Origin of the sequence: Streptomyces sp. XH2, assembly GCF_049725035.1 — a bacterium.
In the GTDB taxonomy this organism is placed as follows: Bacteria; Actinomycetota; Actinomycetes; order Streptomycetales; family Streptomycetaceae; genus Streptomyces; species Streptomyces roseoverticillatus.
Genome location: NZ_JBMMMZ010000004.1, coordinates 146,552 through 170,315 on the forward strand (window position 1 = coordinate 146,552; position 23,764 = coordinate 170,315).

General features: G+C 72.6%; 19 protein-coding genes and 1 tRNA gene. 10 read left to right on the top strand and 10 right to left on the bottom strand.

Annotation, left to right across the window (positions count from 1 at the left end; translation table 11 throughout):
- Window positions 1–165: 165 nt before the first annotated feature.
- From ACOTKD_RS10125 to ACOTKD_RS10135, 3 genes are all read left to right on the top strand, one after another.
- Window positions 166–2,865, top strand: a complete 2,700-nt coding sequence (locus ACOTKD_RS10125) for a M4 family metallopeptidase (protein ID WP_424888542.1) — start codon at window positions 166–168, stop codon at window positions 2,863–2,865.
- Between the two features lie 215 nt (window positions 2,866–3,080).
- Complete coding sequence (locus ACOTKD_RS10130) at window positions 3,081–3,509, top strand: hypothetical protein (protein ID WP_424888543.1); 429 nt, start codon at window positions 3,081–3,083, stop codon at window positions 3,507–3,509.
- Window positions 3,510–3,596: 87 nt separating this feature from the next.
- On the top strand, window positions 3,597–4,937 hold the full coding sequence (locus ACOTKD_RS10135; protein WP_424888544.1) for a PP2C family protein-serine/threonine phosphatase: 1,341 nt from the start codon (window positions 3,597–3,599) through the stop codon (window positions 4,935–4,937).
- Window positions 4,938–4,956: 19 nt separating this feature from the next.
- Here the strand turns inward: ACOTKD_RS10135 and ACOTKD_RS10140 are convergent, their stop codons facing one another.
- The 3 genes from ACOTKD_RS10140 to ACOTKD_RS10150 form a co-directional block, all read right to left on the bottom strand.
- The gene (locus ACOTKD_RS10140; RefSeq protein WP_424888545.1) at window positions 4,957–8,313 is read right to left on the bottom strand and encodes an ATP-binding protein; all 3,357 of its coding nucleotides are present in this window, start codon (window positions 8,311–8,313) and stop codon (window positions 4,957–4,959) included.
- A gap of 69 nt (window positions 8,314–8,382) precedes the next feature.
- Window positions 8,383–9,147 carry an AfsR/SARP family transcriptional regulator gene (locus ACOTKD_RS10145; RefSeq protein ID WP_424888546.1) on the bottom strand — a complete coding sequence of 255 codons (765 nt, stop codon included), beginning with the start codon at window positions 9,145–9,147 and terminating at the stop codon, window positions 8,383–8,385.
- 81 nt (window positions 9,148–9,228) lie between these two features.
- Window positions 9,229–9,302 (bottom strand) — tRNA-Lys (locus tag ACOTKD_RS10150).
- A 149-nt stretch (window positions 9,303–9,451) separates the two neighbouring features.
- On the opposite strand from ACOTKD_RS10150, the gene ACOTKD_RS10155 reads away from it, so the two are divergent.
- The 3 genes from ACOTKD_RS10155 (at window position 9,452) to ACOTKD_RS10165 (ending at window position 11,386) form a co-directional block, all read left to right on the top strand.
- Window positions 9,452–9,871 carry a DUF7144 family membrane protein gene (locus tag ACOTKD_RS10155; protein ID WP_424888547.1) on the top strand — a complete coding sequence of 140 codons (420 nt, stop codon included), beginning with the start codon at window positions 9,452–9,454 and terminating at the stop codon, window positions 9,869–9,871.
- 142 nt (window positions 9,872–10,013) lie between these two features.
- Window positions 10,014–10,352 carry a hypothetical protein gene (locus tag ACOTKD_RS10160; protein ID WP_424888548.1) on the top strand — a complete coding sequence of 113 codons (339 nt, stop codon included), beginning with the start codon at window positions 10,014–10,016 and terminating at the stop codon, window positions 10,350–10,352.
- 65 nt (window positions 10,353–10,417) lie between these two features.
- Window positions 10,418–11,386, top strand: coding sequence for a MurR/RpiR family transcriptional regulator (locus ACOTKD_RS10165; RefSeq protein WP_424888549.1), 969 nt, complete (start codon window positions 10,418–10,420; stop codon window positions 11,384–11,386).
- A 328-nt stretch (window positions 11,387–11,714) separates the two neighbouring features.
- On the opposite strand, the gene ACOTKD_RS10170 is transcribed toward ACOTKD_RS10165, so the two are convergent.
- Entirely contained in the window at window positions 11,715–12,716 is a 1,002-nt protein-coding gene (locus tag ACOTKD_RS10170; protein WP_424888550.1) for an Lrp/AsnC family transcriptional regulator, read from the bottom strand.
- 124 nt (window positions 12,717–12,840) lie between these two features.
- Between ACOTKD_RS10170 and ACOTKD_RS10175 the strand changes: the two genes are divergently transcribed.
- Together ACOTKD_RS10175 and ACOTKD_RS10180 are read left to right on the top strand one after the other, a co-directional pair.
- A complete protein-coding gene (locus ACOTKD_RS10175) occupies window positions 12,841–14,388 on the top strand; it encodes an MFS transporter (RefSeq protein WP_424888551.1) in 1,548 nt (515 codons plus the stop codon).
- A gap of 129 nt (window positions 14,389–14,517) precedes the next feature.
- Window positions 14,518–15,795, top strand: coding sequence for a phosphatidylserine decarboxylase family protein (locus tag ACOTKD_RS10180; RefSeq protein ID WP_424888552.1), 1,278 nt, complete (start codon window positions 14,518–14,520; stop codon window positions 15,793–15,795).
- A gap of 60 nt (window positions 15,796–15,855) precedes the next feature.
- Here the strand turns inward: ACOTKD_RS10180 and ACOTKD_RS10185 are convergent, their stop codons facing one another.
- The 5 genes from ACOTKD_RS10185 to ACOTKD_RS10205 all read right to left on the bottom strand — a co-directional run bounded on the left by ACOTKD_RS10185 (window position 15,856) and on the right by ACOTKD_RS10205 (window position 20,162).
- Entirely contained in the window at window positions 15,856–17,193 is a 1,338-nt protein-coding gene (locus tag ACOTKD_RS10185) for a ferritin-like domain-containing protein (protein WP_424888553.1), read from the bottom strand.
- Complete coding sequence (locus tag ACOTKD_RS10190) at window positions 17,190–17,831, bottom strand: DNA-binding domain-containing protein (protein WP_424888554.1); 642 nt, start codon at window positions 17,829–17,831, stop codon at window positions 17,190–17,192. The genes ACOTKD_RS10185 and ACOTKD_RS10190 overlap by 4 nt, the downstream gene beginning before the upstream one ends.
- The gene (locus ACOTKD_RS10195) at window positions 17,824–18,687 is read right to left on the bottom strand and encodes a DUF692 domain-containing protein (protein WP_424888555.1); all 864 of its coding nucleotides are present in this window, start codon (window positions 18,685–18,687) and stop codon (window positions 17,824–17,826) included. The genes ACOTKD_RS10190 and ACOTKD_RS10195 overlap by 8 nt, the downstream gene beginning before the upstream one ends.
- Window positions 18,680–19,162, bottom strand: a complete 483-nt coding sequence (locus tag ACOTKD_RS10200) for a hypothetical protein (protein WP_424888556.1) — start codon at window positions 19,160–19,162, stop codon at window positions 18,680–18,682. Before ACOTKD_RS10200 ends, ACOTKD_RS10195 begins: the two co-directional genes overlap by 8 nt.
- A 139-nt stretch (window positions 19,163–19,301) precedes the next feature.
- Complete coding sequence (locus ACOTKD_RS10205) at window positions 19,302–20,162, bottom strand: hypothetical protein (RefSeq protein WP_424888557.1); 861 nt, start codon at window positions 20,160–20,162, stop codon at window positions 19,302–19,304.
- 67 nt (window positions 20,163–20,229) lie between these two features.
- Here ACOTKD_RS10205 and ACOTKD_RS10210 point away from each other — a divergent pair, with 67 nt between their 5' ends.
- A complete protein-coding gene (locus tag ACOTKD_RS10210) occupies window positions 20,230–20,955 on the top strand; it encodes a VC0807 family protein (protein WP_424888558.1) in 726 nt (241 codons plus the stop codon).
- 130 nt (window positions 20,956–21,085) lie between these two features.
- Here the strand turns inward: ACOTKD_RS10210 and ACOTKD_RS10215 are convergent, their stop codons facing one another.
- Window positions 21,086–21,808, bottom strand: coding sequence for an esterase/lipase family protein (locus ACOTKD_RS10215; RefSeq protein ID WP_424888559.1), 723 nt, complete (start codon window positions 21,806–21,808; stop codon window positions 21,086–21,088).
- Window positions 21,809–22,053: 245 nt separating this feature from the next.
- Here ACOTKD_RS10215 and ACOTKD_RS10220 point away from each other — a divergent pair, with 245 nt between their 5' ends.
- A complete protein-coding gene (locus tag ACOTKD_RS10220; RefSeq protein ID WP_424888560.1) occupies window positions 22,054–23,757 on the top strand; it encodes a LuxR C-terminal-related transcriptional regulator in 1,704 nt (567 codons plus the stop codon).
- Window positions 23,758–23,764: the final 7 nt, after the last annotated feature.

The window sequence follows — 23,764 nt, forward strand, 5'->3', positions numbered from 1 at the left end:
CGCAGACCCGGCGGCCGTACCGGAAGACCGAGAGCATCCGGAGCACCCTTACGAAGAGCACAGAGCGGCATCACCGGTGCGGCGGCGCTGATCGGCGCCGCCGCGCTCGTCGTCTCCGCGGCGCCAGCCGGCGCGGCGGCACCGCCTCACCCGGGCCCGGGTGAGGTGATCCCCGGTCAGCGGACGGAGACCCCCGCGCTGGTGACGGGGATCCGGGACGGGGCCGACGCGGCGGGGAGCGCGGCCGACGCGGCGCGCGGGCACCTGGCGGAGAAGAAGGACCGCTACCGGATCGCCGAGCCCGCCCGCGACCTGAAGCCCGTACGGACCACCGCGGCCGGCGGGACGGAGACCGTGCGGCTGCAGCAGAAGCACCGCGGCGTCGACGTGCTCGGCGGGCAGTACGTCGTCCGGATGGAGAGCAAGGGCGGCAAGCGCGTCGTCACCGGCACCTCCGGCAAGTACTTCACCGGCCTGACGGCGGACACCACGCCCGAGGTCGACGAGGCCCTGGCCGTCGAGCGGGCGGTGGACGCGACCGCGGACCGGCTCCATGCGCGGCACCCCGGCTCCGGCAAGGGCACGGAAGAGGACGGGAAGGGCGCGGCGGTGCAGCCGCTGACGGGCACGTCCCGCGGGCTGGTCGTGCTGCCGAAGGGCCCCGGCGTGCTCACCCGGCACGTCACGGTGCGGGGCACGGACCCGGCCACCGGTGCGCCGGTGCTGCAGGAGGTGTACGTCGACGCGCAGGCCGGTTACCCGGTCCTCCAGTACAGCGGAATCAAGACGTTCCGGACCGCCGGGCAGGCGACCGGCACGGCGGGCGCGCCCACCGCGGCCGCGCGCGGCGCCCGCGCCGCCGCCGACGACCCCGGAGTGAAGGGTTCCGGCGTCACGCTGGGCGGCCGGTCCGTCGACCTGGAGCTCGCCCGCGACGCGGCGGGCGGCACGTACGTGATGCGCGACCACTCCCGCATGCGCGACGGCAGCAAGAACGTGCTCGCCACGTGGGACGCGCGCGGCAGGAGCGTGTGGGAGACGTCCGGCACCTGGCCGGAGGGCGTCAAGGAGTTCGCCTCGCCGACGCCCGCCTTCGGCAAGGAGGCGACCGACGCGGGCGCGGTCGACGCCCACTGGGCCGCGGGCAAGGTCTACGACTACTACAAGAAGGTCCACGGCCGCGACAGCCTCGACGGCCGCGGCATGGCCATCAACTCCCTCGTCGGCGTCACCGCGTTCGGCGGCACGTACGCGAACGCCTTCTGGGACGGCGCCAAGATGGTGTACGGGATCGGCGACGCCGAGTACCGGCCGTTCTCCGCGGCGCTGGACGTCGTCGGACACGAGATGACGCACGGGGTCGTCGAGAACAGCGCCGAGCTCGTCTACGCGGGCCAGTCCGGCGCCCTGAACGAGGCCCTCGCCGACTACTTCGGCAACGCCGTCAAGACCGACGTCCTCGGCATCGCCATGGACAGCCCGGACGCGGGCCTGCTGGGCGACGCGCTGTGCCGGACGAAGGGCCCGCGCGAGTGCGCCGTGCGCGACCTCAACGACGGGAGGAACACCTCCAAGTCGTTCCTGGGCGTGGGCTTCGCCACGGACAACGGCGGCGTCCACCTCAACTCCACGATCTTCTCCGGCGCGCTGTGGGACCTGCGGGAGGACATCGACCGGACGCTCGCCGACCGGATCGTCCACAAGGCGCTCACCGAGTACATGACCCCGCTGGACGGCTTCACCGAGGGCCGGGCCGCGGTCCTCGCCGCGGCCAAGGACCTGAAGGTCACGGACCGGGACCTCAGGGCGGTCGAGCGGTCGTTCGCCGCGCATGGCGTCGTGCCCGGCTGGGAGCTCGCCCTGGGCGTGGACTCCGACCAGCTCTTCGGCAGGGTCAATACGGACGGTTCGCGGGTGGGCGCGGGCGGCGGCTGGTGGGCCGCGTCCAAGTCGAACGAGACCGGCGCCGAACCGTACTCGGTCTGGGCCGGGCGCACGGACGGCACCGGCGCGCCCAGGCTGATCAGCCCCAACGACGGCCGCTACCACGTCAACCCGGTCACCGACGGCAGGACCGTGGTGTGGGAGGCGTACGGGAGGCGGTCGGTGGAGGTTCTCGCGCGGCCGGTGGCGGGAGGGCCGGTCAAGAGCCTGCGGACCCTGCGGCGCAGCATGGCCCCGCTGGGCGTCGAAGGCGACGTGGTGGTCATGGAGACCAAGGGGCGCACGATCTCCCGGTACGTGGAGTACGTGCGGCTGAGCGACCGGATCCCCGTGCAGCTGGTGGACAAGGCCGGCGTGACGACGGCCTCCCCGTCGATCAGCCACGGCCGGATCGCCTACACCAGGACCGACCGCGGGTGGGGCACGGGCGAACGCACCTCCACGGTGGAGGTGTTCGACCTCGCCACGGGCCGGACGACGGTGGTCCAGAAGCTCGGCGGGTACCCGGCCCTGGGACCCACCGGGATCAGCGGCAACAGCGTCTACTGGCTGGCCAAGGACGACGCGTCGGCGGAGCGGACAGCGATGCGCCGCGCAAACCTGGACGGTACGGGGCTGACGGAGATCAGCCCGGCCACGGGCCCGGGCGCGATCGACGCCGCCGACCTCACGGCCTCCGAGGACGCGGTGACCGTCGCCGTGGCGACGCCCGTGACCGGGCCCGGGACGTACGACAACGCGACGCTGACGAAGCTCTGGCAGTTCTCGGCGGACGGCAAGCAGAAGGGCCGGGTCTCGTGCAACCGCGGTGAGCAGCTCTCCGCGACCGCGACCGGCGCCCGGCAGGTCGTGTGGATCGACTCGACGACCGGCTACAGCGACGTGGTCACCCGCGCCCGGCCGGCGGGCACCTGCGGCTGACCGGCTGACCAGCGATGTGCCGCGCCCCCGCTCCCGTGCCGAGTGCACCGGAGCGGGGGCGCGGCCTCCTCGGACGTGGCCTGAAACCACCGCTGTTCACGCGGAACGTCACGTAACATCCGTGGCCTCGCGCGACACTCGCACGACACACGAACAGCTGTCGCAGCGCTCGGCGCGGCCGGGCTCCGCGGCGGTCCAGGGGGAAGGAAACCTCGATGACGTCGTCCCGCTTCGCACGCCGCCTCGCCGGCGCCACGGCCGCCGCACTCGTGATCGGCGCGGGCGCGCTCGCCACCGCCCCGTCCGCTGCCGCGAAGGCCAACCTCCTGACGATCGACAAGGTGGCGCTCGACGAGCCCGGACTGCACGTGGACGTCACGTACTCCTGCGACCCGGGCATGAACCACCAGCTGGTGGCCAACGCGGCCAAGCTGGGCACGAGCGCCCACGACGAGGCCGTCGCCGCCGGGACGATCAAGGTCGGCAAGCTCGTCTGCGACTACAACAGCCACGCCGCCCGGGTCGCCCTGCGCCCCGCCACTGGCTCGCACTTCGCGAAGGGCGACCGGGTGAAGGTCACCGTCTTCTACTTCGACGACGAGGGCTTCAGCTACGCCCGCCAGGAGGCCGTCGCGGGGCTGTGACCCGGACGGCGGCCGGGTGCGGCCGACACGGGACAGACATACGAGTATTGGCCACGCTCCGGACGCCGAGTCACTAGCCTGTGCCCGGTGGCAGCAAGCGAGACAGATCATGACGGCCGTCCTCCGCACAGCCCTGCCCGCAGGCGGCCGAGCCTGGACGCGGACCTCGACCGGCTCGGGGAGCAGCTGGCCGACTTCGCCCGCGCCCAGGAGCGGATGCGGGGCTTATTGGAGGCCATACTCACGATCAGCGGGGAGCTGGAGCTCCCCGTGGTGCTCCGCCGCATCGTGGCGACGGCCATGGACCTCGTGGGAGCGCGCTACGGGGCCCTCGGCGTGCTGGACGAGGAGGGCACCAAGCTCGCCGAGTTCATCCCCGTCGGCCTGCGGGGCGAGGAGGAGGACCGGCTGACCGGGGTGGCGCTCCCCCACGGCGAGGGCCTCCTCGGACTGCTCATCACCGACCCGCGCCCGCTGCGCGTGGACAGCATCGCCGACCATCCGCAGGCCGCGCAGTTCCCGCCGGGGCACCCGCCGATGCGTTCGCTCCTCGGCGTCGCCATCACCGTGCGGGGCAAGATCTACGGCAACCTCTACCTCACCGACCGGAAGGACGGCGCCTCCTTCGACGCCGACGACGAGTCCGTGGTGGTCGCGCTGGCCGGCGCGGCCGGTGTCGCCATCGAGAACGCCCGCCTCTACGGCCGCGTCCGCTCCGGCGCGGAGCAGTTCCAGCGGCTGCTCCTGCCGAGCCTGCCCGACCTCTCCCCCTTCGACGCCTGGGCGGTGTACCAGCCCGCCGCGGACCCGGCGCTGCTCGGCGGCGACTGGTACGACGCGATGGTGCTGCCCGACGACACCCGCGTGATGATCGTCGGCGACGTCCTCGGCCACGACGTGCGGGCCGCCGCCACCATGGCCCAGATCCGCAACATGCTGCGCGCCCTCGCCTACGACTCGGACGCCCTCCCCAGCGAGCTGCTCAGCCGCCTGGACCGCACCCTGGAGGCGGTCGCCGAGCCCACCATGGCGACCGCGTGCCTGGTCCGCCTCGTGCCCCGGGAGGACGCGTGGTCCCTGGTCTGGAGCAGCGCGGGGCATCCCCCGCCCCTGGTGGTGACCGCGGACGGCACGACGCGCTTCCTCGACGCGGAGCCCGACGTGCCGATCGGCGTCGACGCCCGGTTCACCCGCCACGACCACCGCTACACGCTGCCCGCGGGGGCCACCGTCCTGATGTTCACCGACGGCCTGGTGGAGCACCCCGGCCACGGGCTGGACGAAGGCCTGCGCACGATCGCCGAGGTCGCCGCGGCCCACGCCGGGGCCCCGCTCGACGTCCTCGGCCGGGCCGTCGCCGAGGCCCGGCCGAGCGACGGGCACGACGATCTGGCGCTGCTGGTGCTGCGGGCGCCGGAGCGGAGTTGAGCCGCCGACCGGCGCCGCGTCAGCCCGAGGGGGTCCGTGACCGGTCCGCCATGGCCTCCCAGAACTTGCGGAGGTCACGTGCCGTCATGTCCTGCCACGGCGCTTTCTTGCGCGTCCAGGACAACGGGTTGAGGTAGCTCCTCCACCGGTAGCGGCGCAGGAGTGCCTGCTGCTGCCGGCAGAACACCTCACGCACTTCGGCCCGCGGCTGCGTGCCCATGGCCGGGTAGGGGCAGAGCTCGAAGGGACAGTCACGGCAGGCGCTTTCCTCGCGGCAAGCGCTTCCCGGTGATGCGTCGTCGGTCATGCCCACCGTGCGCCCGGGCCTGAGCGTGCGCCGGTACGTGACGAGGCACGGCGGCAGATCGGTGCGGTCCGCGCGCTCCAGGCACGCCTCCAGTTCGTCCGGCTGCTGCGAGTCCCGTTCGGTGAGGTTGCGCAGCAGGAAGACGTCGGCGAGCAGCTGCTGGGCGCGCGGATGCAGGTTGCTCCAGCCCACCGACGGCGGAATCCAGAGGCGGTGCCGGCGGCGGTGGACCCGGGAATCGGCGGAGGACGATCCGATCGTGTTCATGACGCCGATCTCGTCGATCCAGACGAACTGCTCGGGGTGGCCGCTCTCCAGGGCGAAGACGGCGAGACTGGCGGCCTCGGCGACGAAGGGGTGCACGCGATCGCCCTTACGGGTCCGGTCCCCCGGGTGCACGGCACGCGGGTCCTGCTTGCTGCCCGCCAGGGCCAGCCAGCGCTTCACCGCCTTCGTCGGATCGGTCTTCCGCACCGGCCGGGCGGTTACGGAATCGCGGTGAGGGTCTCCCTCCGCGCGGTCCGGGAGCTCCCACAGGCACAGGGCCTGAATGAGGGTCATCTGCGAGTACCAGTAGCGGGCGTGGGTCAGCATGATCTCCGCCTGGGCGATCAGGAACTCCCGCGCCTCCTGATTGGTCTGCGGGTGCTGCCGTCTCCGGTTGGCCGCGCTGATGAACCCCTGGGCCAGGGCGACTTCCAGTGAGATCGGCAGGTCCGCCCCGTGCCGGCGGGCGTGCTCCGGCTGCAGATGACGGAGCCAGAGCGCGAGCCTCTCCTTCGCCTGCTCCCTGTGCTTCCTGCCCACCGATCCGACCATCATCGGCACGAGCCAGGCCCGCATGACGAACTTCCGCCAGATCCGCAGCCGCTGCTCCTCCCCTCTCGCGGCGGCCTCCTTGGCCTGCTTCTCGTAGGCGTCGCCCAGTACGTCGGCCCGTCTGACGAGATTCTCGCGGGACCAGCGCTCGGCGTTCGACTGTTCGCGGAGTTCCTTCTCGTACTGCTGCCAGGGGTCGTCCCTGCCGTGCTCGTCCTCCCTGGGCAGGGGGAACATGGCTCGCAGGACATCGAACGCCTGGTCCCCGCCGGCGCCGATCTCCTGTGCGACGGCCAGCCTGATCTGGTACGAGGGCTCGACGGTGGCGATGGTGAAGAACTGCTCGTAGGCTGGGCACTCGACCGCCCGCAGAACCTCACCGAACCGGTGCACCAAGCGTTCCTTGGCCTCTTCGATCGTCCTGCGGTCGCCGGCCGTGATCTCCGGCCACCGCTCGCGGAGCGTCTCGGCGATGCGACGGTGGTGGGCGGCTCCTGCGGACCTGTCGATGTCGAGTGCGACGGCGTATATGTCAAGGGCCTTGGCGTCCTTGCGGGCGCCGGCTGCTTCGAGGAGCTCCTCGACGACGGGCTCCTGCGGACCGGGTTGCTGCGACCGGGAGTTCAGGCCCAGCCCTATGAGGAGCTCGCGGCCGGGGCCCGCCTCCTTGCCCAGGGCCTCGGCCAGGAGCGCGCACTCCCTGACGTCGAGGTATGCGGAGCCGAGGTACGCCTGGAGGATGCTGTGCTGGAAACGGATCTTCTCTCCGCGGGTCTCGATCAGGCCCAGTTGCTCTCCCTGCGTCGCGCACAGCGCCAGGAGCTCGCGCTGCCGCTGCTTGTCGATCCCGTCGCTGCTGCATCCGTCGTCGAGCCGTTGCAAGAGCCGGTCCAGGATGTCCGGCTGCCTCCTCAGTTCGCCGATCCGGACCTCCAGCTGATCGCGCAGGAGACCGATCCCGGCCAGTGCCGAGATGAGTTCGACGACCTTGTCACGGTCGCCCGCGGTCAGCGCCACTTCGCCATGGATGCGCCCGGTGACCAGCGCCTCCCGCCACGCGTCGAGCAGCCGCCGCTGCGACGCCGTCCGGTCGCCGTCGCGCGCGTTCGGTTCCGCCCATCGATCGGCACAGTCCAGGTGCTCTCGCGGAGGGTGCTCCCGCAGCTCACGCGCGATCTGCAGGTACAGCGGGGACTCGGCCGCCCCCGCCGTCTCGACGATACGGTCCAGTCCGGGGCGGTCCCGGTCCCCGCGGTCCAGCTGGAGATACCCCAGCGCCGCCTCCTCGCTCAGCGGCTCCAGGTCGACGACCGCGGCCCGGGTGTGCTCCAGCGGCGCGTGGGGACGGGAGGCGATGACCAGGGGGAGCTTCTCCTGCTCCGCCCGCTCGATCGCCCGGCGGATGAGCACGTCCCGTTCCTTCTGCTTCCTGCCGTCGGCGAAGGTCTCCTCCAGGCCGTCGGCGAGGACGACGGCCTTGTCATCCATGCTCAGCTGGCGCCACACTCTCTCGCTGTGCCGGTCGGAGAGCACGTTGCGGTCCGCCATCTCGCTGAAGCGCTTCATGGCCACTTCACGGAAGTCGAGCCGCGCCGCGTCCATGTCGACGTCCCGCAGTCTTATCGGGACGGGGACGGCACCCTTCTCGGCAAGCATCCGCGTGAGCTCTACGAGGACCGACGTCTTCCCGGCTCCCACACCGCCCACGAGCAGGTACGGGCGCCTGGTCCGCTTGTCCCGCAGCGCCCGGGCGATGACCAGGCACATCTCCTTGCGCCCGACCACGTCCGCGATGGCCGGTCCGGCCGTCGGCACCATGCCGCGCGGGTCCTTCCTGGCCGCCCTGATGAGGGTTCTGCGTACCGTGCCGTAAGTCGCATAGAAGAAGACGATCGTGGCGAGGCCGAGGCTCAGGAACGGGGTGAGGAATCCGTAGACCACGGTGCAACCGGTGCCGGTCGCCTTGCACCACTTCTCCACCGGAGTGGCCGGGCCTCCGAGGAGTGCGTAGACGCCGAAGCCGACATAGGACAGGAGGATCAGCGTGCCGAGGTAGGGGAGGTACCGCTTGGGTGACCCCCTCGTCCACCACCGCTGGGCCGGCGCGACCTTGCTCCGGGCCGCCAGCCGCACCCGCAGCGAACGGATGCGGCGTCCCACGGCATCGGCGACGTGGGACACGAACCGCCGAGGCCGGACCAGGAGCGGAGCCTTCCGGGGTGCGACCTTGCCTCGGGGATGCTTGATCACGTAACCCATGGACGTCACCCGTGTTCAGTGAACGCGTTCCGTCGCTCCCCCATCATGGACACCCGACCGTCACCGCGACGTGACCGCCGCGTGATGCCCGTCGACGCGGGATCCGTCCGGGCGGAGGCCGGCCACCAGGCCGAGCAGGCCCGGCGTCGGGCTCAGGCCGAGCTCCTCGCGCAGGAGCGCCCGGTAGCTCCGGAAGGCGCGGAGCGCCTCGGACTGGTTGCCTTCGGCGAGGTGGGCCCTGATCAGGGCCGCGTGGGCGCTCTCCCGCAGCGGTTCGGCGCGCACGGCCGCCCCGGCGGCCGACACCGCGTGGGCGTAGCGCCGCGCTCCGGCGAAGTGGCCCGCGAGCGCTTCGAGGGCGTGCAGCCGCAGCTGCCGCCACTCCTCCGCCTCGCGGAGCGCCCAGTCGTCGCACCAGCCCGGCAGGAGGTCCTGCGAGAGGCCGTCGATCTCCCCGGTACCGAGGGTTCGCGTTTCCGTGGCGTCCAGCAGACCCCGTGCGAGGCTGCGGAGCGCCCACAGGTCGACCGCCACGCCGTCCGCGAGGGCGAGCTCGGCGGGGCCGGTGTCGAGGGCCCGGCAGCAGCCCGCGCCGCGCAGCCGGGTGAGGGCCGAGCGCAGGGACGCGTGGGCGCGGGCCTCGGACGCGCCGGGCCACAGGTTTTCCGCGACGTCACTTCGCGCGACCGGTCCGGGACGAAGGGCGACGTAGGCCAGCAGGCGCTCGGAGCCCGCGGGAATCCGCACGGAGCCGTCGGCTCCGGTCAGGCGGAACCCGCCGAGCAGGGTGATGCGGAGGGGTGCGCCTTCAGCTGGTGACGGCATCCCTCCATCGTGCGGTGGGCGCCGTCCGGTGTCGAACCGAAGAAAAGCCCCCGCCGACGGATCGGCGGGGGCTTCCTCTTGTGCGCCGCCAGGGACTCGAACCCCGGACCCGCTGATTAAGAGTCAGCTGCTCTAACCAACTGAGCTAGCGGCGCGCGAGATGAATATTACATGACTTCCGCGGGCGTGCTGACCGGCCTCAGGCGGGCGGGGCTCGCGTGGACAGGGGCGACGGGAGGGGAAACGATGGAGGTGAGGGTCCGCCTTTCGTACGGGCTGTCGTACAGGCAAGGGAGGTAGTCCCATGTCATCCACCCTCAATCCCCGCTCCGAGAAGTCCCTGGCCGCCGCCAGTGGCCTGACGCTCTTCGCGGCCGTGATGATGCTGGTCGTGGGGGTCGTGGACCTCTTCCGGGGAATCATGGCCATCGTCCATGACGACGTGTTCGTCAACACGCCGAACTACGTGTTCAAGTTCAGCCTGGCCGGCTGGGGCTGGGTCCACCTGCTCCTCGGCATCGCGGCGCTCATGGTGGGCGTCGGCCTGTTCCGGGTGAGCCTGTGGGCCAGAATCCTCGGCGTGGTCGTCGCAGCCCTGGTGCTGCTCTCCAACTTCCTGTCCATCCCCTACTACCCGCTGTGGTCGATCGTGATCATCGCGCTGTGCGCCTTCGTCATCTGGGGGCTGTGCGTGGTCAAGCCCGACGACTCCTCGACGCCATAAGGGCGCGGCACGGAAGCGCGACCGGCCGGCGAGGGCGACCGGGGCGGGCCGGGGTGACCATGCCCGCCCGGCGTCGTTCACCGTGTGAAGACTTTCCGGGCATTCCCGGGATTTCTCCCGCAACCGAGTCGAAGGATCAGTGATGCGTTTCTTCCGTCCCGCACTCGTCGCCGTCGCCGTCGCCGGATGCACCCTCGCCCTGGCCGTGCCCGCGGGAGCCGCGGGCACCGCAAAGGCGGGCACCGCCAAGGGGTGGTTCGCCTGGGTGGGACCCAAGGGCGCGCCCTTCTTCATCGAGAACCCGCCGGACGGCCGGTGCCTCACCATGAGCCAGGAGTCCCAGGGGGCGCACAACGGAACGGCACTTCCGGCGACCGTGTACCCGCAGAAGGAGTGCAAGGGCACGCCGCTCCGCCTCCCGCCGGGGCACCACGCGCCCCGGAACGCCCCCTTCGCGAGCGTGAAATTCGGTTCGCACTGACGAACGGGGGCCGGCGTGCCCATCCGCTATGTTGAGCGGAAGCGGTACGAGAAGGAGGCGCACCGGTGCCATCAGGGCAGCAGGCACGCGCGCAGGCGTCCCAGCAGGCACGCGCGCAGGCGTCCGCGATCACGCCGGGCGGCCCGGGAAAGGCGGGCGGCGGACGGCCCTCCACGGCGGAGCCGGCCCCTGCGGACAAGGTCCGGGCCCTGTTCGGCGGTCACCGGCTGTCCCCCGGGCAGCGGCGCATCGCGCAGTACATCACCGACCACCTCACCGAGGCCGCGTTCCTGTCGATCACGGACCTCGCGGAGCGGGTCGGCGTGAGCCAGCCCTCGGTCACCCGCTTCGCCTCCTCCGTGGGCTTCAGCGGATATCCCGCCCTGCGGGAAGCCCTGCAGCCCATCGCGCTGAGCGCGGTCGCGAGCGTGCCCGGCGCGCGCGAGGAGGACCGCCGCAACGAACTGCAGGCGGCCGTGGACGCCGAGATCGAGAACCTGGAGAGCCTGCGCCGCGCCTTCACGGACACCGACCAGGTGCTGGAGATCGGCCGCGAGCTCGCCCGGTCCGTCCCGCTGACGATCCTCGGCCTGCGGATCTCCGTATCGCTGGCGGAGTACTTCGCCTACGCGGCGAAGCGGATCCACCCCGACGTCCGGCTGGTCTCCCGCGGCGGCAGCGTCGCCTACGACGCCCTGCTGCAGTCCCGGGAGGCGGGCGGCACGTGGGTGCTCGCGTTCGCCATGCCGAGGCACTCCAAGGAGATGCTGGCGGCGATGCGGGCCGCGCGCCGCACGGGGCTGCGCGTCGCGCTGATCACGGACGCGGGCCTGGGCCCCCTGGCCGGGGAGGCCGACGTGACGCTCACGGCCGGCACGGGGTCGCGCCTGGTCTTCGACTCGTACGCGGCGCCCGGGATCCTGTCGGCGGCGCTCCTCCAGGCCATGGCCGACGCCGATCCGGAGCGCACCCAGCTGCGGCTGGAGAAGTACGAGCAGGCGGCGGAGCAGCACGACTTCTTCCTCGACGACTGATCCCGCCGGCCGGCCGGCGGACGGCCCCGCATCCGATATCAGGACTTTCAGTTCCGGATCGGTCTCCGTCGCGAATGAAAATTTTCATTCCCTTGCTTACTGGGCAGTAAATATATTTACTGCGTGTGGCACCCGGGCCTGCAGCGCTCGCGACGGCGAGCACCCGGGGCGCCAGTGGCGAACACCAGGGACGAGACCCTCCTCATCGGCCCTGCGCGTTCCGTTCGGGTGCTCCGCTCCCCTCGGACACCCCCGGCGGCCCCGGCCTACCCCTGGGCCGGGACCGCCGGCAACACTCTTCGCGGCGTGCGGCGTGCGGCATACGGCGTCACGGGGCGTCGTAGAGCCTGCTGCCGTCGCTCAGCAGCCCCGCCCGCTTCACCTGCCGCAGCACCGGAAGGACCTCCAGCCGGCGCACGGCCGTCAGCGCGCCGATGCCCTCGGTCATGTAGCGGTACAGGTCGCGCTGGTCACGGCAGAGCACCGTGGCGGCGAGGTTCGCCGCACCGGTCACGGCCGCGGCGAACGGCACCTGGGGGTGCTCTGCGAGCGCCCGCCCCACCGCCGCCAGTTCGCTCGGCGCGACCCTGGCGGAGATCCCCGCCTCGATCCCGAAGCCGAAGTGGACGGAGTGGACCTCGACGTCGAAGGAGATCGCGCCGGTCCCCCGCAGGTACTCGATGCGCCGCCGGACCGTGGACTCCGACCGGCCCGCCGCCTTCGCGAGCTCCGGATAGCCCGCCCTGCCGTCCCGGGCGAGGACGGCCAGCATCGCGTGGTCGGCGTCGTCGAGCCGGACGATGTCCTCGCCCTCCCCGTCCACCGGCCCCGGCTCCAGCGCGGCGATCTCCTCCGGCGTCAGCCGGTCCCGCCCGAACCGGCGGTTCGCGCCTCCGGTGTACTCGTGCAGCATGGTCTGCGCCGTGACGCCCGTGACCTGCTGGGTGCGCGGCAGCTTGCGGAGCAGGAGCGCCTCGTGGTCCTCCCGCGTGCGCGAGCTGACGAGGCAGCCCACCTCCGTACCACCCGAGAAGATCTTGACCCAGCCCGTGTCCGGGCGGCGGGCCAGGGCCTCCGCGATGGCGACGGCCGCTCCCGGGACGCACTGGATGCGCAGCCTGGACTCGTAGAGGCCGACGCGCTCGCCCTCGGGCAGGCCGAGCACCCGCAGCAGGCCCGCGCCGCGCAGCCGGCGGTAGCGGCGGATCACCGTCTGGTCCGTGGTGCCGAGGACGGCGGCGATCCGGCTGAACGCGGCCCGGCCGTCGATCATCAGCGCCTGCACCAGCCGCTGGTCGAGTAGATCGAACACCTGCTCAGGGTCAGTCATGTTTTCCATCATTTCACAGCACTACAGCATGGGATTCCGTCAGCCATGGGGCCGTGGGTTCTGAGAAAAAGCCATCGGATGCGACCTTCGACCACCTCGTACAAGACCCTCCGGAGGTTGGGAAATGCGGAAGTGGCTGCCGCTCGTCGCGGTGTGCCTGGGGACGTTCATGCTGCTCGTGGACGTGACGATCGTCGTCGTGGCACTCCCCGACATGGCCGAGAGCCTGCGCACCTCGTTCGCGGACCTGCAGTGGGTGATGGACATCTACGCGCTCGCGCTCGCCGCGCTGCTGCTGGGCGTCGGCTCCCTCGCGGACCGGATCGGCCACCGCCAGGTGTACGTGGCGGGCCTGGCGCTCTTCGCCCTCGCCTCGCTGGCCTGCGGGCTGGCGACCGGCCCGCAGGCGCTGATCGTCTTCCGCGGCGTCCAGGGCATCGGCGGCGCCGCGATGCTCGCGACGACGACGGCCCTGATCAGCAGCATCTACCACGGCAGGGACCGCGGCGTGGCGTTCGGCGCGTGGGGCGCGGTCAGCGGGGCCGCCTCGGCGGCCGGGCCCATCATGGGCGGGCTGCTGACCGAGCACCTGGACTGGCGCTGGATCTTCTTCGTGAACCTGCCCATCAGCGTGCTGGCCGTCGCGATGACGCTGCGGTTCGTCGCCGCGGCGCCGCCCCGCCGGGGCCGCGGCGTGGACCTGCCCGGCATGGCCGCGTTCACCGTGGCGGCGGGCGCCGCGACGTACGCGCTGATCAAGGGCAGCGACTACGGCTGGACGTCGGCCGCCACGCTGGGGCTCTTCGGGCTCGCCGCGGTCGCGCTGGTCGCCTTCCTGCTGATCGAGTCGCGCCGCGAGCAGCCGCTGCTGGACCTGGCGCTGTTCCGCGGGGCGTCGTTCTCGGGCCTCATGGCGGCCGCGGTGCTGCTGTCCGTCGCCGCGTTCTCCTACCTCGCCTACACCTCGCTGTGGCTGCAGTCCGTCCGCGGCATGGGGCCGGTCGCGGCGGGCCTCGCGTGCCTGCCCATGAGCGCCGCGGCGTTCGTCGTCGCGTCGCTGGCCGGGCGCTTCCTGCACGACGTCTCGCCGCGCTGGACCATCGGCGCCGGGCTGCTGCTGATCGGTGCGGGCGCCTTCCTCCAGGCGACGGTGGACGCGGGCTCGACGTGGACCGCCCTCGCGCCCGGCCTCGCGGTGACCGGCATCGGCGTCGGCATCGCCACGCCCATGCTGGCGTCCGCGGCGATGGCCTCCGTCGCGCCGGAGCGCGGCGGAATGGCCAGCGGCGCCGTCAACACCGCGCGCCAGCTCGGCAACGCCCTGGGCATCGCCGTCCTGGGCGTGGTCTTCCACGCCGGGCTCGCGGGCGCGCTCCGCGACCAGGGGGCGGGTGCCGTCGCCGACCCCTCCGCGACCGCCGACGCGCTCGCGGGCGGCCAGGCCGGCGCGGTCGTCGCCCACGCCGCCCCCGCACAGCGGGAGCTGCTCGGGCAGTTCGTGCACGAGGCCTTCGCGGCCGGGCTGCGCCAGACGTTCCTCGTCTCCGGCTCGCTGGGGATCCTGGGCGGGCTGATTGCGCTGGCCCTCGTCCGCCGCCCCGCGAAGCCGGCCGCGTCCCGGCCGCAGCAGGCCGCCCAGGCGGCCCCGGCGGTGCCGGCCGGCCGCGGCTGATTCGGGCTCCTGCGGCCTTACGGAACGGCCCACTACGGTCGGACGTCCGACGCAGGACCGGCGTACGGGACAGGGGTTCCCGTACGCCGGTGCGGCGCCGTTCCAGGTCCGATCGACGAAGGGACGACCATGGTCAAGCCCGGCCCGGCCGCAGCGCTCGAAGCCCGCTACCAGAACTCGTTCGGCCGCGCGGCCGGCTATCTGCCGCGCAGCCGCAAGGCGGTCGACGCGTGGCTGACGGAGTTCGTCGCCAGGGCGCGGAAGCGGACGGCGGACCACGTCGATTCCGTCAAGCAGCTGGAAGAACTCCTCAACAGCGACAAGGTCCTCAAGGACCTCGTGACCCAGATGATCGACCAGGCTCGGCAGCTCGATCCGCAGCACAAGGCCAAGCACGTCAAGGACATCGACGAGATGCTGAACTGTCTCGACGAGATCACCGTGACGGCGCCCGAGTACCGCCTGGACCCGACCGAGCGGGTCTTCTTCCCCATGTCCGCCCTGTTCTGCTACATGATGGCGACGCAGGCGGGCTGGGACGCCTTCCGCAACGAACAGTTCAACGCCAGGCTCCTGGGCATCCTGTCCGCCTGGTGCTCGTTCCTGGACAGCCCGGAGAGCCGCTACGTCCTCAACGAGGGCCCGGACGGGTGGCTGTGCCAGGCCGCCTCCGAGCAGAACAAGCTCTACGAGTTCGTCATCCCCGAACCCGGCGCCCTCTACGGCGGATTCGCGTCCTTCAACGCCTTCTTCAACCGGCACATCAAGCCGGAGTTCCGCCCCAACGGCGCCAAGGACGACCCGCAGGCCGTCGTCTCCCCCAACGACGGGTCGGTGGTGCGGTTCGTGCCGGACGTCCCGGAGGACGCCGACATCACGCTCAAGGGCCAGCCGTACTCGCTCCGCCAGATGCTCGGCGGCTACGAGCACACGGACAAGTTCGTCGGGGGCGACGTCTTCCAGTCCTTCCTCTCCGGGGCGAACTACCACCGCTGGCACGCCCCGGTCGACGGGATCGTGCGGCACGTCGAGAGGATCCCCGGGCTGACGTTCAGCGAGCTGCCGATGAAGGACGTGGACACGTCCGCCGGCACGCTCTCGCAGGGCTACCAGGCGAACGTCAACACCCGCGGGCTGGTGGTCATCGAGAGCACCGTCCCCGACATCGGCCTGGTGTGCGTGATTCCCGTCGGCATCACCGAGATCTCGTCGGTCCGCTTCAGCGTCGCCGTGGGCGACCGGGTCACCCGCGGCGACGAGCTCGGCTACTTCAGCTACGGCGGATCGAGCATGGCCCTGGTCTTCGAGCCGGGCAAGGTCGGCTTCACCGTGCCGAACAACACGATCGAGACCGCCGACGACGGCGCCCCCGTCTTCGTCAACGGGCGGATCGCCACGAAGAAGTGACGTGGTGAAGCGGCGCCCCGCCCGTGAGGGAGGGGCGCCGCAACGCGCTGCCCTGGTGGTTCAACGGGGCAGATGCGGCAACGCGGGCAGCAGGCCGATCTGCCGCTGCACCCCGTCCTCGCCGCCCAGTTCCGGGAAGTGCGCGAGCAGGGCGTTGCACCGCTCCACGAGCTCGGCCTTCGGCTCCTTCGTGAAGTGGTGGTACTGGAACGGCGGACCGGCATGGACGAGCTCCTTCGGCGGTGCCTTGAGGTCGTCCGCCGTCAGCTGTGTGCGCACCAGGAGGTCCGCGACCGGGTACAGCACCCCCTGCATCACCGCGATGAAGGCCCGTTCCAGCCCGTACCGGGCGTCCTTGGTGAACGGTTCCTTGTCCGTGGGCGCGGCGACCGCCATCGGCGCGTCGTAGATGGCGTCGAGCAGCGCCAGCACGTAGCAGTAGACGGCGTTGGAGAGCACCATCAGGTCCCGGACCGGGCTCGTGTCCTTGAGCAGGCCGGTGTCCGGGTCGTCCAGCACCGGCCAGATGACCTCCTTGCTGTCGATCGTGAACTTCTGCACGCCGTTGTCGTCGACGACGACGCCGATGCCGTTGAGGCCCCTCTTGATGTCGGTGAACTTGGTGTAGTGGGACGCCTGCTGCTTCCCGATCTCCGGCGGGGGGTACGCGCTCCCCGGGTCGCGGACGATGGGGTCGGGCAGGTAGCCGTGGTCGTCCCACGCGCCCTCGCCCTGGTCGACGATGACCTCCATGGCCTGCAGGGCGGTGTCCTCGCTGACGATGAGGCGGGGGCCGTCGGACCCTCCGTTCTGGTTCCAGTACCCCCGGTGGTACTGGTACCGCCACAGCGTCTCCCCGGCCTGGTCCCAGTCGATGCGTTGTTCCTTCGCGTCCTCGCTGCTGAGGAACCGGATGCCTTTCTCGATGCGCCGGTAGAACTCGCCGAGGGACAGGTAGGGGCGGACGGCCTCGGGCTTCGGGGGGCGGACGCCCTCCGGCTCCTCGATCCCCCGGAAGGTGTCGAGCTGGTCCGTGGACAGGCGGCGCAGGCGGAGCATGAGCTCGGGGACGCGTCCTTGCATCGGTTCCGGGTACTTCGGGACGAACTGCTCGTTGTAGCAGCGGAACTCCTCACCCTTGCCGATCGCCACCAGCAGGTTCCGCACGTTCGTCAGGTGGAGCATCTCCTCGATGGCGATGCCGGTCATGAGGCGCTGGGCCGACGCCCCGGCCGCCCACTGCGAGTAGCCGCGCGTCTTGATCGAGTACGTGGCGTAGAGGTAGAGCGGGATCGTGGACAGCTCGACGTGGGCCGCGGCCTTCAGGTGGTCGGCCAGGTCCTGGATCGTGGCGATGTCCTGCTCCGGGTCCGCGCCCAGAGCCTGGATGTCGATCATGATGCGTCCTCCGGGTGTGCGTGCAGCAGTCGGTCGTACGCCGCCCGGCTCAGCTCCCGGGTGACGACGGTGTGGTCGCGCCGGGTGACGGCGAGGCGGACCGGGTGCGGGGCGGGCGGCTCGGGGTCCCGGCCGCGGCGGACCTCGGTGAGGTAGGCGTGCACGGGCGCGCAGGCCCAAAACAGCCGGAGGGGCCGTGTGCCGGGCGCGTCCAGGACCTCGGTGAAGACCCGCTCGAAGCGGACCAGGTCGATGAGCAGGTCGATCCACGGCTCCCGCTGCGCGCCGGGCGCGGAGTCCGGCCGGGTGCGGGCGAGGTGGCCGGCGAATCCGTCGCTCAGGCCCGCCAGGGTCGGCGAGCGGGACGGGTGCGCTTCCAGGTAGGCCAGCGCGAACCCGTCGAAGATCTCCCGGCCGAGCAGGTGCGCCGAGCCCGGGTGCAGGCTGCGCATGCACTCCGCGAGGCGCAGCCGGTAGCCCTGCTGGTGGATGCGCAGGCGCTCGCGCGCGGACAGGCGGCGGGAGGCCGTCACCACGTCGCCGACCGCGTACCGGCCCGTCGCGGCCGGGTCGAGGATGGCGGCCTGCAACCAGCGCTGGGTGGCGGCGAGGCCCGGCCCGGGGGTGCCGTCAGCCATGCGCGCTCCCGGCCGTGGCGGCCGCCACGGGCCCGGCGACGGCTCGCGCCCGGTCCAGCTCGGCCATCAGCTCGGGGAACGGCGGGAGTTTGTCGTCCCGTTCGAGGAGGGTGGCGGCTCCTCCCCCGGTGAGCTCCACGGCCGTGCGGTACAGCTCCCACACGGGTTCGGCCACGGGGGCGTCGTGCGTGTCGATGATGTGCGTGCCGTGGTCGGTGTGGCCGGCCAGGTGCATCTGGACGACGCGCTCGTGCGGCAGCGCCCGCAGGTACGTCTCGGGGTCGAAGTCGTGGTTGTACGCCGAGACGTGGACGTTGTTGACGTCGAGGAGGATCCCGCAGTCCGCCTCTTCGGCCAGCCGGGCCAGGAACTCCCACTCGGTGAGGGTGGAGGCACGGAACTCCACGTAACTGCTGGGGTTCTCCAGGATCAGCGGCCGTTCCAGCACGTCCTGGACGATCCGGGCCCGGCCCGTGACGTGGGCGAGCGTCTCCTCGGTGAAGGGCAGTGGCAGCAGGTCGTGGGTGTTGATGCCGAGCACGCCCGTCCAGCAGACGTGGTCCGACACCCACGGCGCGTCCACGTCGTCGGCGAGCCGCTTCAGGCGGCGCAGGTAGCCGGCGTCGAGCGGGTCGGTGCTGCCGATGGACAGCGACACGCCGTGCAGGACCACGGGGTAGTGGTCCGTGATCTCCTCGAGCGCCTGCCGCCGGCCTCCGTGGCAGTCGAGGAAGTTCTCGGAGATGATCTCGAAGAAGCCGACGGGCGGCCGGTGTTCGCGGATGTACGGGAGATGCGGGGTCCGCAGGCCGGCACCGAATCCCAGGCGGGGCGTGCCGAGCCGCGGCTCACTCACGGTCGTCCCTGGCGCTCCGGCCGTGCTCCTGCCCCTCCTGCGGCTGCTGCATGTAGTCGTAGTGCGGCATCCGGTCGTCCGGGATGCCTTGCCCCGGGGCCGGGCCGAACGCCTTGCCCGCGGCGTACATGCGGGCCTCGAAGAGGCGGCGGGCCTGCTTCCAGACGCTCTTGCCCTTGAGGGGCCCGGCCGAGAAGACCCTGCTCTCGTTGATCGGGCTGGCGCAGCTGCCGTTGTACCGGCAGTCCTGCTCGCCGGGGTGGAACTGCTCGTAGTCCGTGCCCGCGTAGCCGCAGCCGCCCTGGCCGCGGCAGGACCCCTCGCCGTGACAGACGTGGAAGACGGTGGCGCAGGTCCCGGTCCCGGCCATCTCCGCCTTCCCGGAAGCGTCCAGGCCGGCGCACGAGTTGAGGCCCATGCAGACGTGCAGCTCCCTCGGGACTTCCTGGGGGAGCGGGGTGGGTTCGTCGCGCATGTCGGGTCGTTCCTCTCGGCTCGACGGCGAAAGGGCATACCTTTGCAGCCCCGTCCGGAGGAACGGCAGGGAGCGATCCGGCCACGGCCGCACGCCCCGGGGTTTTCCGGCCAAGGAGGGGTCCGGCCCGCGGGCCGCGTCACGCGCCGCTCTCGGAGATCACCCCTTCCACGTACGCGACGACGGGCGGCCCGAAGTGCGCGTACGTCCGGCCGACGGCGGCCAGGAGCGCGGGCAGCGGCCAGTCGTCCGGGAGGAGTTCGGGTGGCAGGCCGGGCGGGGTCCGGAGGGTGTCGGTCAGGCTGCCGCCGAAGAGCCGCGCGTAGGCCGCGAGGGCCGCGGCGCCCGGCCCGGGCGGCACCGGGTGCTCGGCGACGGCGGCCAGGAGGCGCGCGGTGTGCTCGCGGTAGCGGCCGTCCAGCTCGGCGAGCTCCCAGGCGCGGTGGGCGACCTCGGCGGCGTCGGCGGTGGAGAGTTCGACGCGCCCGAAGTAGACGGTCCCCTCCTCGGGGGGGCCGCCGAGTTCGGCGAGCAGGTGGTCGCGGCGGTCGGCCGGCGAGATGAGGACGCCGGGCTGCATGAGGCCGTAGCGGGCCAGGGAGGCGGCGCGGCGCAGCCGGTCGCGGTAGGCGCGCCGCGCTTCGGGGACGGTGTAGAAGACGGCGTGGAAGAAGCCGTCCCAGGGCGGGGGTTCGGGGCGGCCGTGGCGGACCTGGCGGAAGGACTCCAGGAAGGTGCCGGCGAGGTGGTAGTCGGCGCCGCGGCCGCGGGGGACCGCGGCGATAAGGCCGTCCCGGCGCATGCGGGCGATGAGGGAGCGGGCGGCGGCGGGGGTGAGGCCCACGTCCGTGAGCAGCCGCACCAGCGCGACGCCGGGCAGCTCCTCGCGGCCGGCCACTCCGTAGAGGAACGGCACCAGGGCGACGTTGGCTCCGCGCGAGACGCCCGCGCTGCTCTGACGACCTGTTAGGCTCTGGCGACCTGTTGCACTATCGCTCACGATCGTGAGCATATGCGATACAGATCAGAAATGCATGTGCGTACCAAGAAAGATGAACGGGGCGGGGATGACGAACGCGCACGACGCCGGTGAGAACGGCAAGAGAAGCGGCGGGGGCAAGGCGCTGATGAACTGGGGGCCGGCGATCCTGTTCGGCGTGATCCTGCCGTTCGTCACGTACGGGATGCTCACCGACCACGGCGTGAGCCAGGTGAAGGCGCTGCTGCTGATCACGCTGTGGCCCGCCGTCGAGACGCTGCTGCACCTGGCGATCAGGCGCCGGGTCGACGAGTTCGGCATGATGATGCTGGCCCTGATGCTGCTCGGCGCGCTGAGCGCGGTGGCGTACAACAGCACCGAGCTGATGTTCATCAAGGAATCGGCCATCACGGGCCTGCTGGGGCTGACGTTCCTGGGCAGCCTGGCGATGCGCCGACCGGCGATGTTCTACCTGGGCCGCAAGTTCGGCACGGACGGCACCCCCGAGGGCATCGCCCGCTGGAACGGCCTGTGGGAGTTCCCGGGCTTCCGCCGCGTGCAGTACCTGCTGACGTCGGTGTGGGGCGCCGGCTTCCTGCTGGAGGCGGCGATCCGCGTGGTCCTCACGTACGTGCTGCCGACGAAGGCCATGGTGCTGGTGAACAACGTGTTCCCGCTCGCGGTGGTGGCGGCGCTGGTCGCCTGGACGACCGTGATGGGCAAGCGCGGCCGGGCGCGGTCGGCGGCGGCCCAGGCCGCGGCACGGGCGGCGGAGGCGGCGGAGGGTGCGCCCGCGGCGCAGAGCGCGGCGTAACCGGCAGTCCTGCTCCTGGCCGGTCCGCGGCGCCCCGGCCCGCGGGGGGGCCGGGCGGGGGGCCCCGGGGGGGCGCGCCGCGCGCCGGGGCGCCCCCCCCCCCCCCCCCCCCCCCCCGGGGGGGGGCGGCTCAGGCCTTGAGGGCGGACGCCACCCGGGCCAGCAGTCCGATGTCGGTCAGGAACCCGAGGTGCGTCTCGCAGGGCACCAGGGTGTTGACCGCCCCCTGCAGCGGCGTGCTCGTGAAGGGGTTGATCACCCCGTCGCACGGCGAGTACCAGGTGCGGTAGTCGACGGCGCCGGGCGTCTCGTCGCCCGACGCGAGTCTCTTCAGGAAGTCGGAGCCGGGCGACATCTCCTGGCAGGAGACGGACAGCACGGTGCAGAGCCCGGCGATGTACGTGCCGTGGTGGGGTGCCGCCAGCGAGGCCATGTGCTTGATGTTCGCGGCGCCGCCCAGCTCCTTCGCGTACCAGAGCGAGACCAGGCCGCCCATGGAGTGGTTGACGATGTCGACCTTGTCCGCACCGGTGTCGGCCTTCACCTTCGCGACGAAGGCGGCGAGCCCCTGGGCACTGGCCTTGTTCGAGCCGAAGAAGTCGTAGGAGTAGGTGAAGAGGTCGCCGGGCCGGTACCCGGCGCCCAGGAACGCCGCGATCGCCGGGTCCCACGTCACGCCGCCGCTGAGATAGCCGTGCACGAACACCACGGGCGTGCGGGCGGACGCGGCTCCGGCGGAGGCGCGGACGGCTCCGGCGGGTGCGGGGGCGGCTTCGGCGGAGGCGGCCGGACCCGCCGTCACGGTGGCGGCCACGGCCCCCGCCAGCGCCAGGGCACTGATGATCCTTCGCATACGATCCTCCCGGTGAGTGGGATGCGCAACGGATGCGGAGAGCATGCAGCGCCGCCCGGGAATGCGAATCGGTGAAATCACCGGGGTGCTCGGGGCGTTCGCGGCGACCGGCCCTTCCAGCGGCCTACCCAACGGTTTTACTTACGAGTAACTTGCAGGCAACATCCCGCACTTGCCCGGGACCCCCCATCCTTCGCCCAGTCTCCGGCGCCCCTCCCCCGGCCCCGGAACGAGGAGGAGCCACCGTGTGCGATCCTCAGGCCGCAGGCCCCCAGCCCGGCTCCCGCCGCACCCGCGCGGCGGAGCGCACCCGGCGCCTGCACGTCCGGTGCTCGTCCGCGCTCGCCCGTGCCGCCGAGCGCACGGAGGACGACGGTGCCCGCGCCCGGCGCCTGGCCGCGGCCGCGGACCACGCCCGGCGGGCCGGACTCCCCCGGCGCGCCACGGCGTTGCGCGCCCTCTCCCTCCGCCGGAAGGCCGTCTCCGCCGCCCGCGGGCAGACCGAGCTGACCCGCGGCCTGCAGTCCTTGCGCGCGGGCGAGGTGATCAACGCACGGGAGGCGCTGCACCTCGCCGCCGCGCTGTACCGGCACGCGGACCGCCCGGACGACGAGCTCACCGCCCTCCTGCACGCCGCGGAGGCGAGCTGGACGGCCGGCGACGGCCCCGGATACGCGGGGGCGGCCCTGCGCATCGGCGGTCACGGCGCGGCGCCCGAGGCGGTGCGCGACTACTTCCGGGGCATCGCGGCCGCCCTGCGCTGCGATCACGCCCGGTCCGTCCCCGCGCTCCGCGCGGCGACCCTCCGCGGCGCGGCCACCGACGACGGCCACCCGGCCGTCCCCGTCCTGGCCTGCCGCGCCGCCCTGATGCTGGGCGACGTGTCGCGGGCGCGGGACCTCGCCGGCCGGGCCCTGGCCCGCGCGGCCGGACAACAGCGGACGGTGCCGGAGCTCCTCGGCCTGCTCGCGCTCGTCGAGCTCGTCGCCGACAACCACGCGCGCGCCGGAGCCCACGCCGAGCGGGGCCTCCGGGCCGCCGTCGCCGCCGGCCGCCACAACACCGCGGCCCAGCTGCGCGGCACGCTCGCCATGGCCGCGGCGGTACGGGGGGACGCCGCCGCCTGCCGCGACCACGCCCGGCGGGCGCTCGGCACGGCGCAGGCCCACGGGCTGATGGTCCCCGCCCTGCTGGCCACCTGGAGCCTGGGCCTGCTGGACCTCGCGCAGCAGCGGCCGCGGGCGGCCGTCGAGCTGCTGCGCCCCCTGGTCCTCGGGGAGTCCGGGGTCCACCACTTCGCGTGGCGCGTGCGGGTGATCCCCTCCTTCGTGGAGGCCGTCGCCCTCGCCGTCGCCGGGCTGCCGGCCCCGGCGCGGAAGCGGGCCTGCCGTCAGGCCCGGCTGATCCTGCGGACCCTGGAGGAGTGGGCGGAGGTGACCGGCGACCAGCGCGCCCGGGCCACGGTCCTGCACTGCCGGGCCGTGCTGGCCGCCACCGCGGCGCCCGCCTGCGCGGACCCGTGCTTCGGCCGGGCCCTGGCGCTGGTGGAGCGCGTGGGCTCCGAGTTCGCCCAGGCCCGTACGAAGCTGGCCTTCGGCATGGCGCTGCGGCGGCTGCGCCGGCCCGGGGACGCCCGCGCGCACCTGCGGGGCGCGATGCTGCTGTTCGAGGCGTGCGGGGCCGGCGTGTGGGCGGAGCGGGCCCGCGAGGAGATGCGCGCCGCCGGGCAGGCCGAACCGGGTGGCCGGCCCCGCCCCGCGGCCTCGCTCACCCCGCAGCAGTTGCGGGTGGCGCGGCACGTCGCCGAGGGCCGCACGAACCGCGAGGTCGCCGCCCTCCTCGCCGTCAGCCACCGGACCGTCGACCACCACCTGCGCAACGTCTTCGCCGCGCTCGGGATCCGCTCCCGCGTGGAGCTGGTCCATGCGCTGACGGCTCATCAGCCGTGAGCGTCCG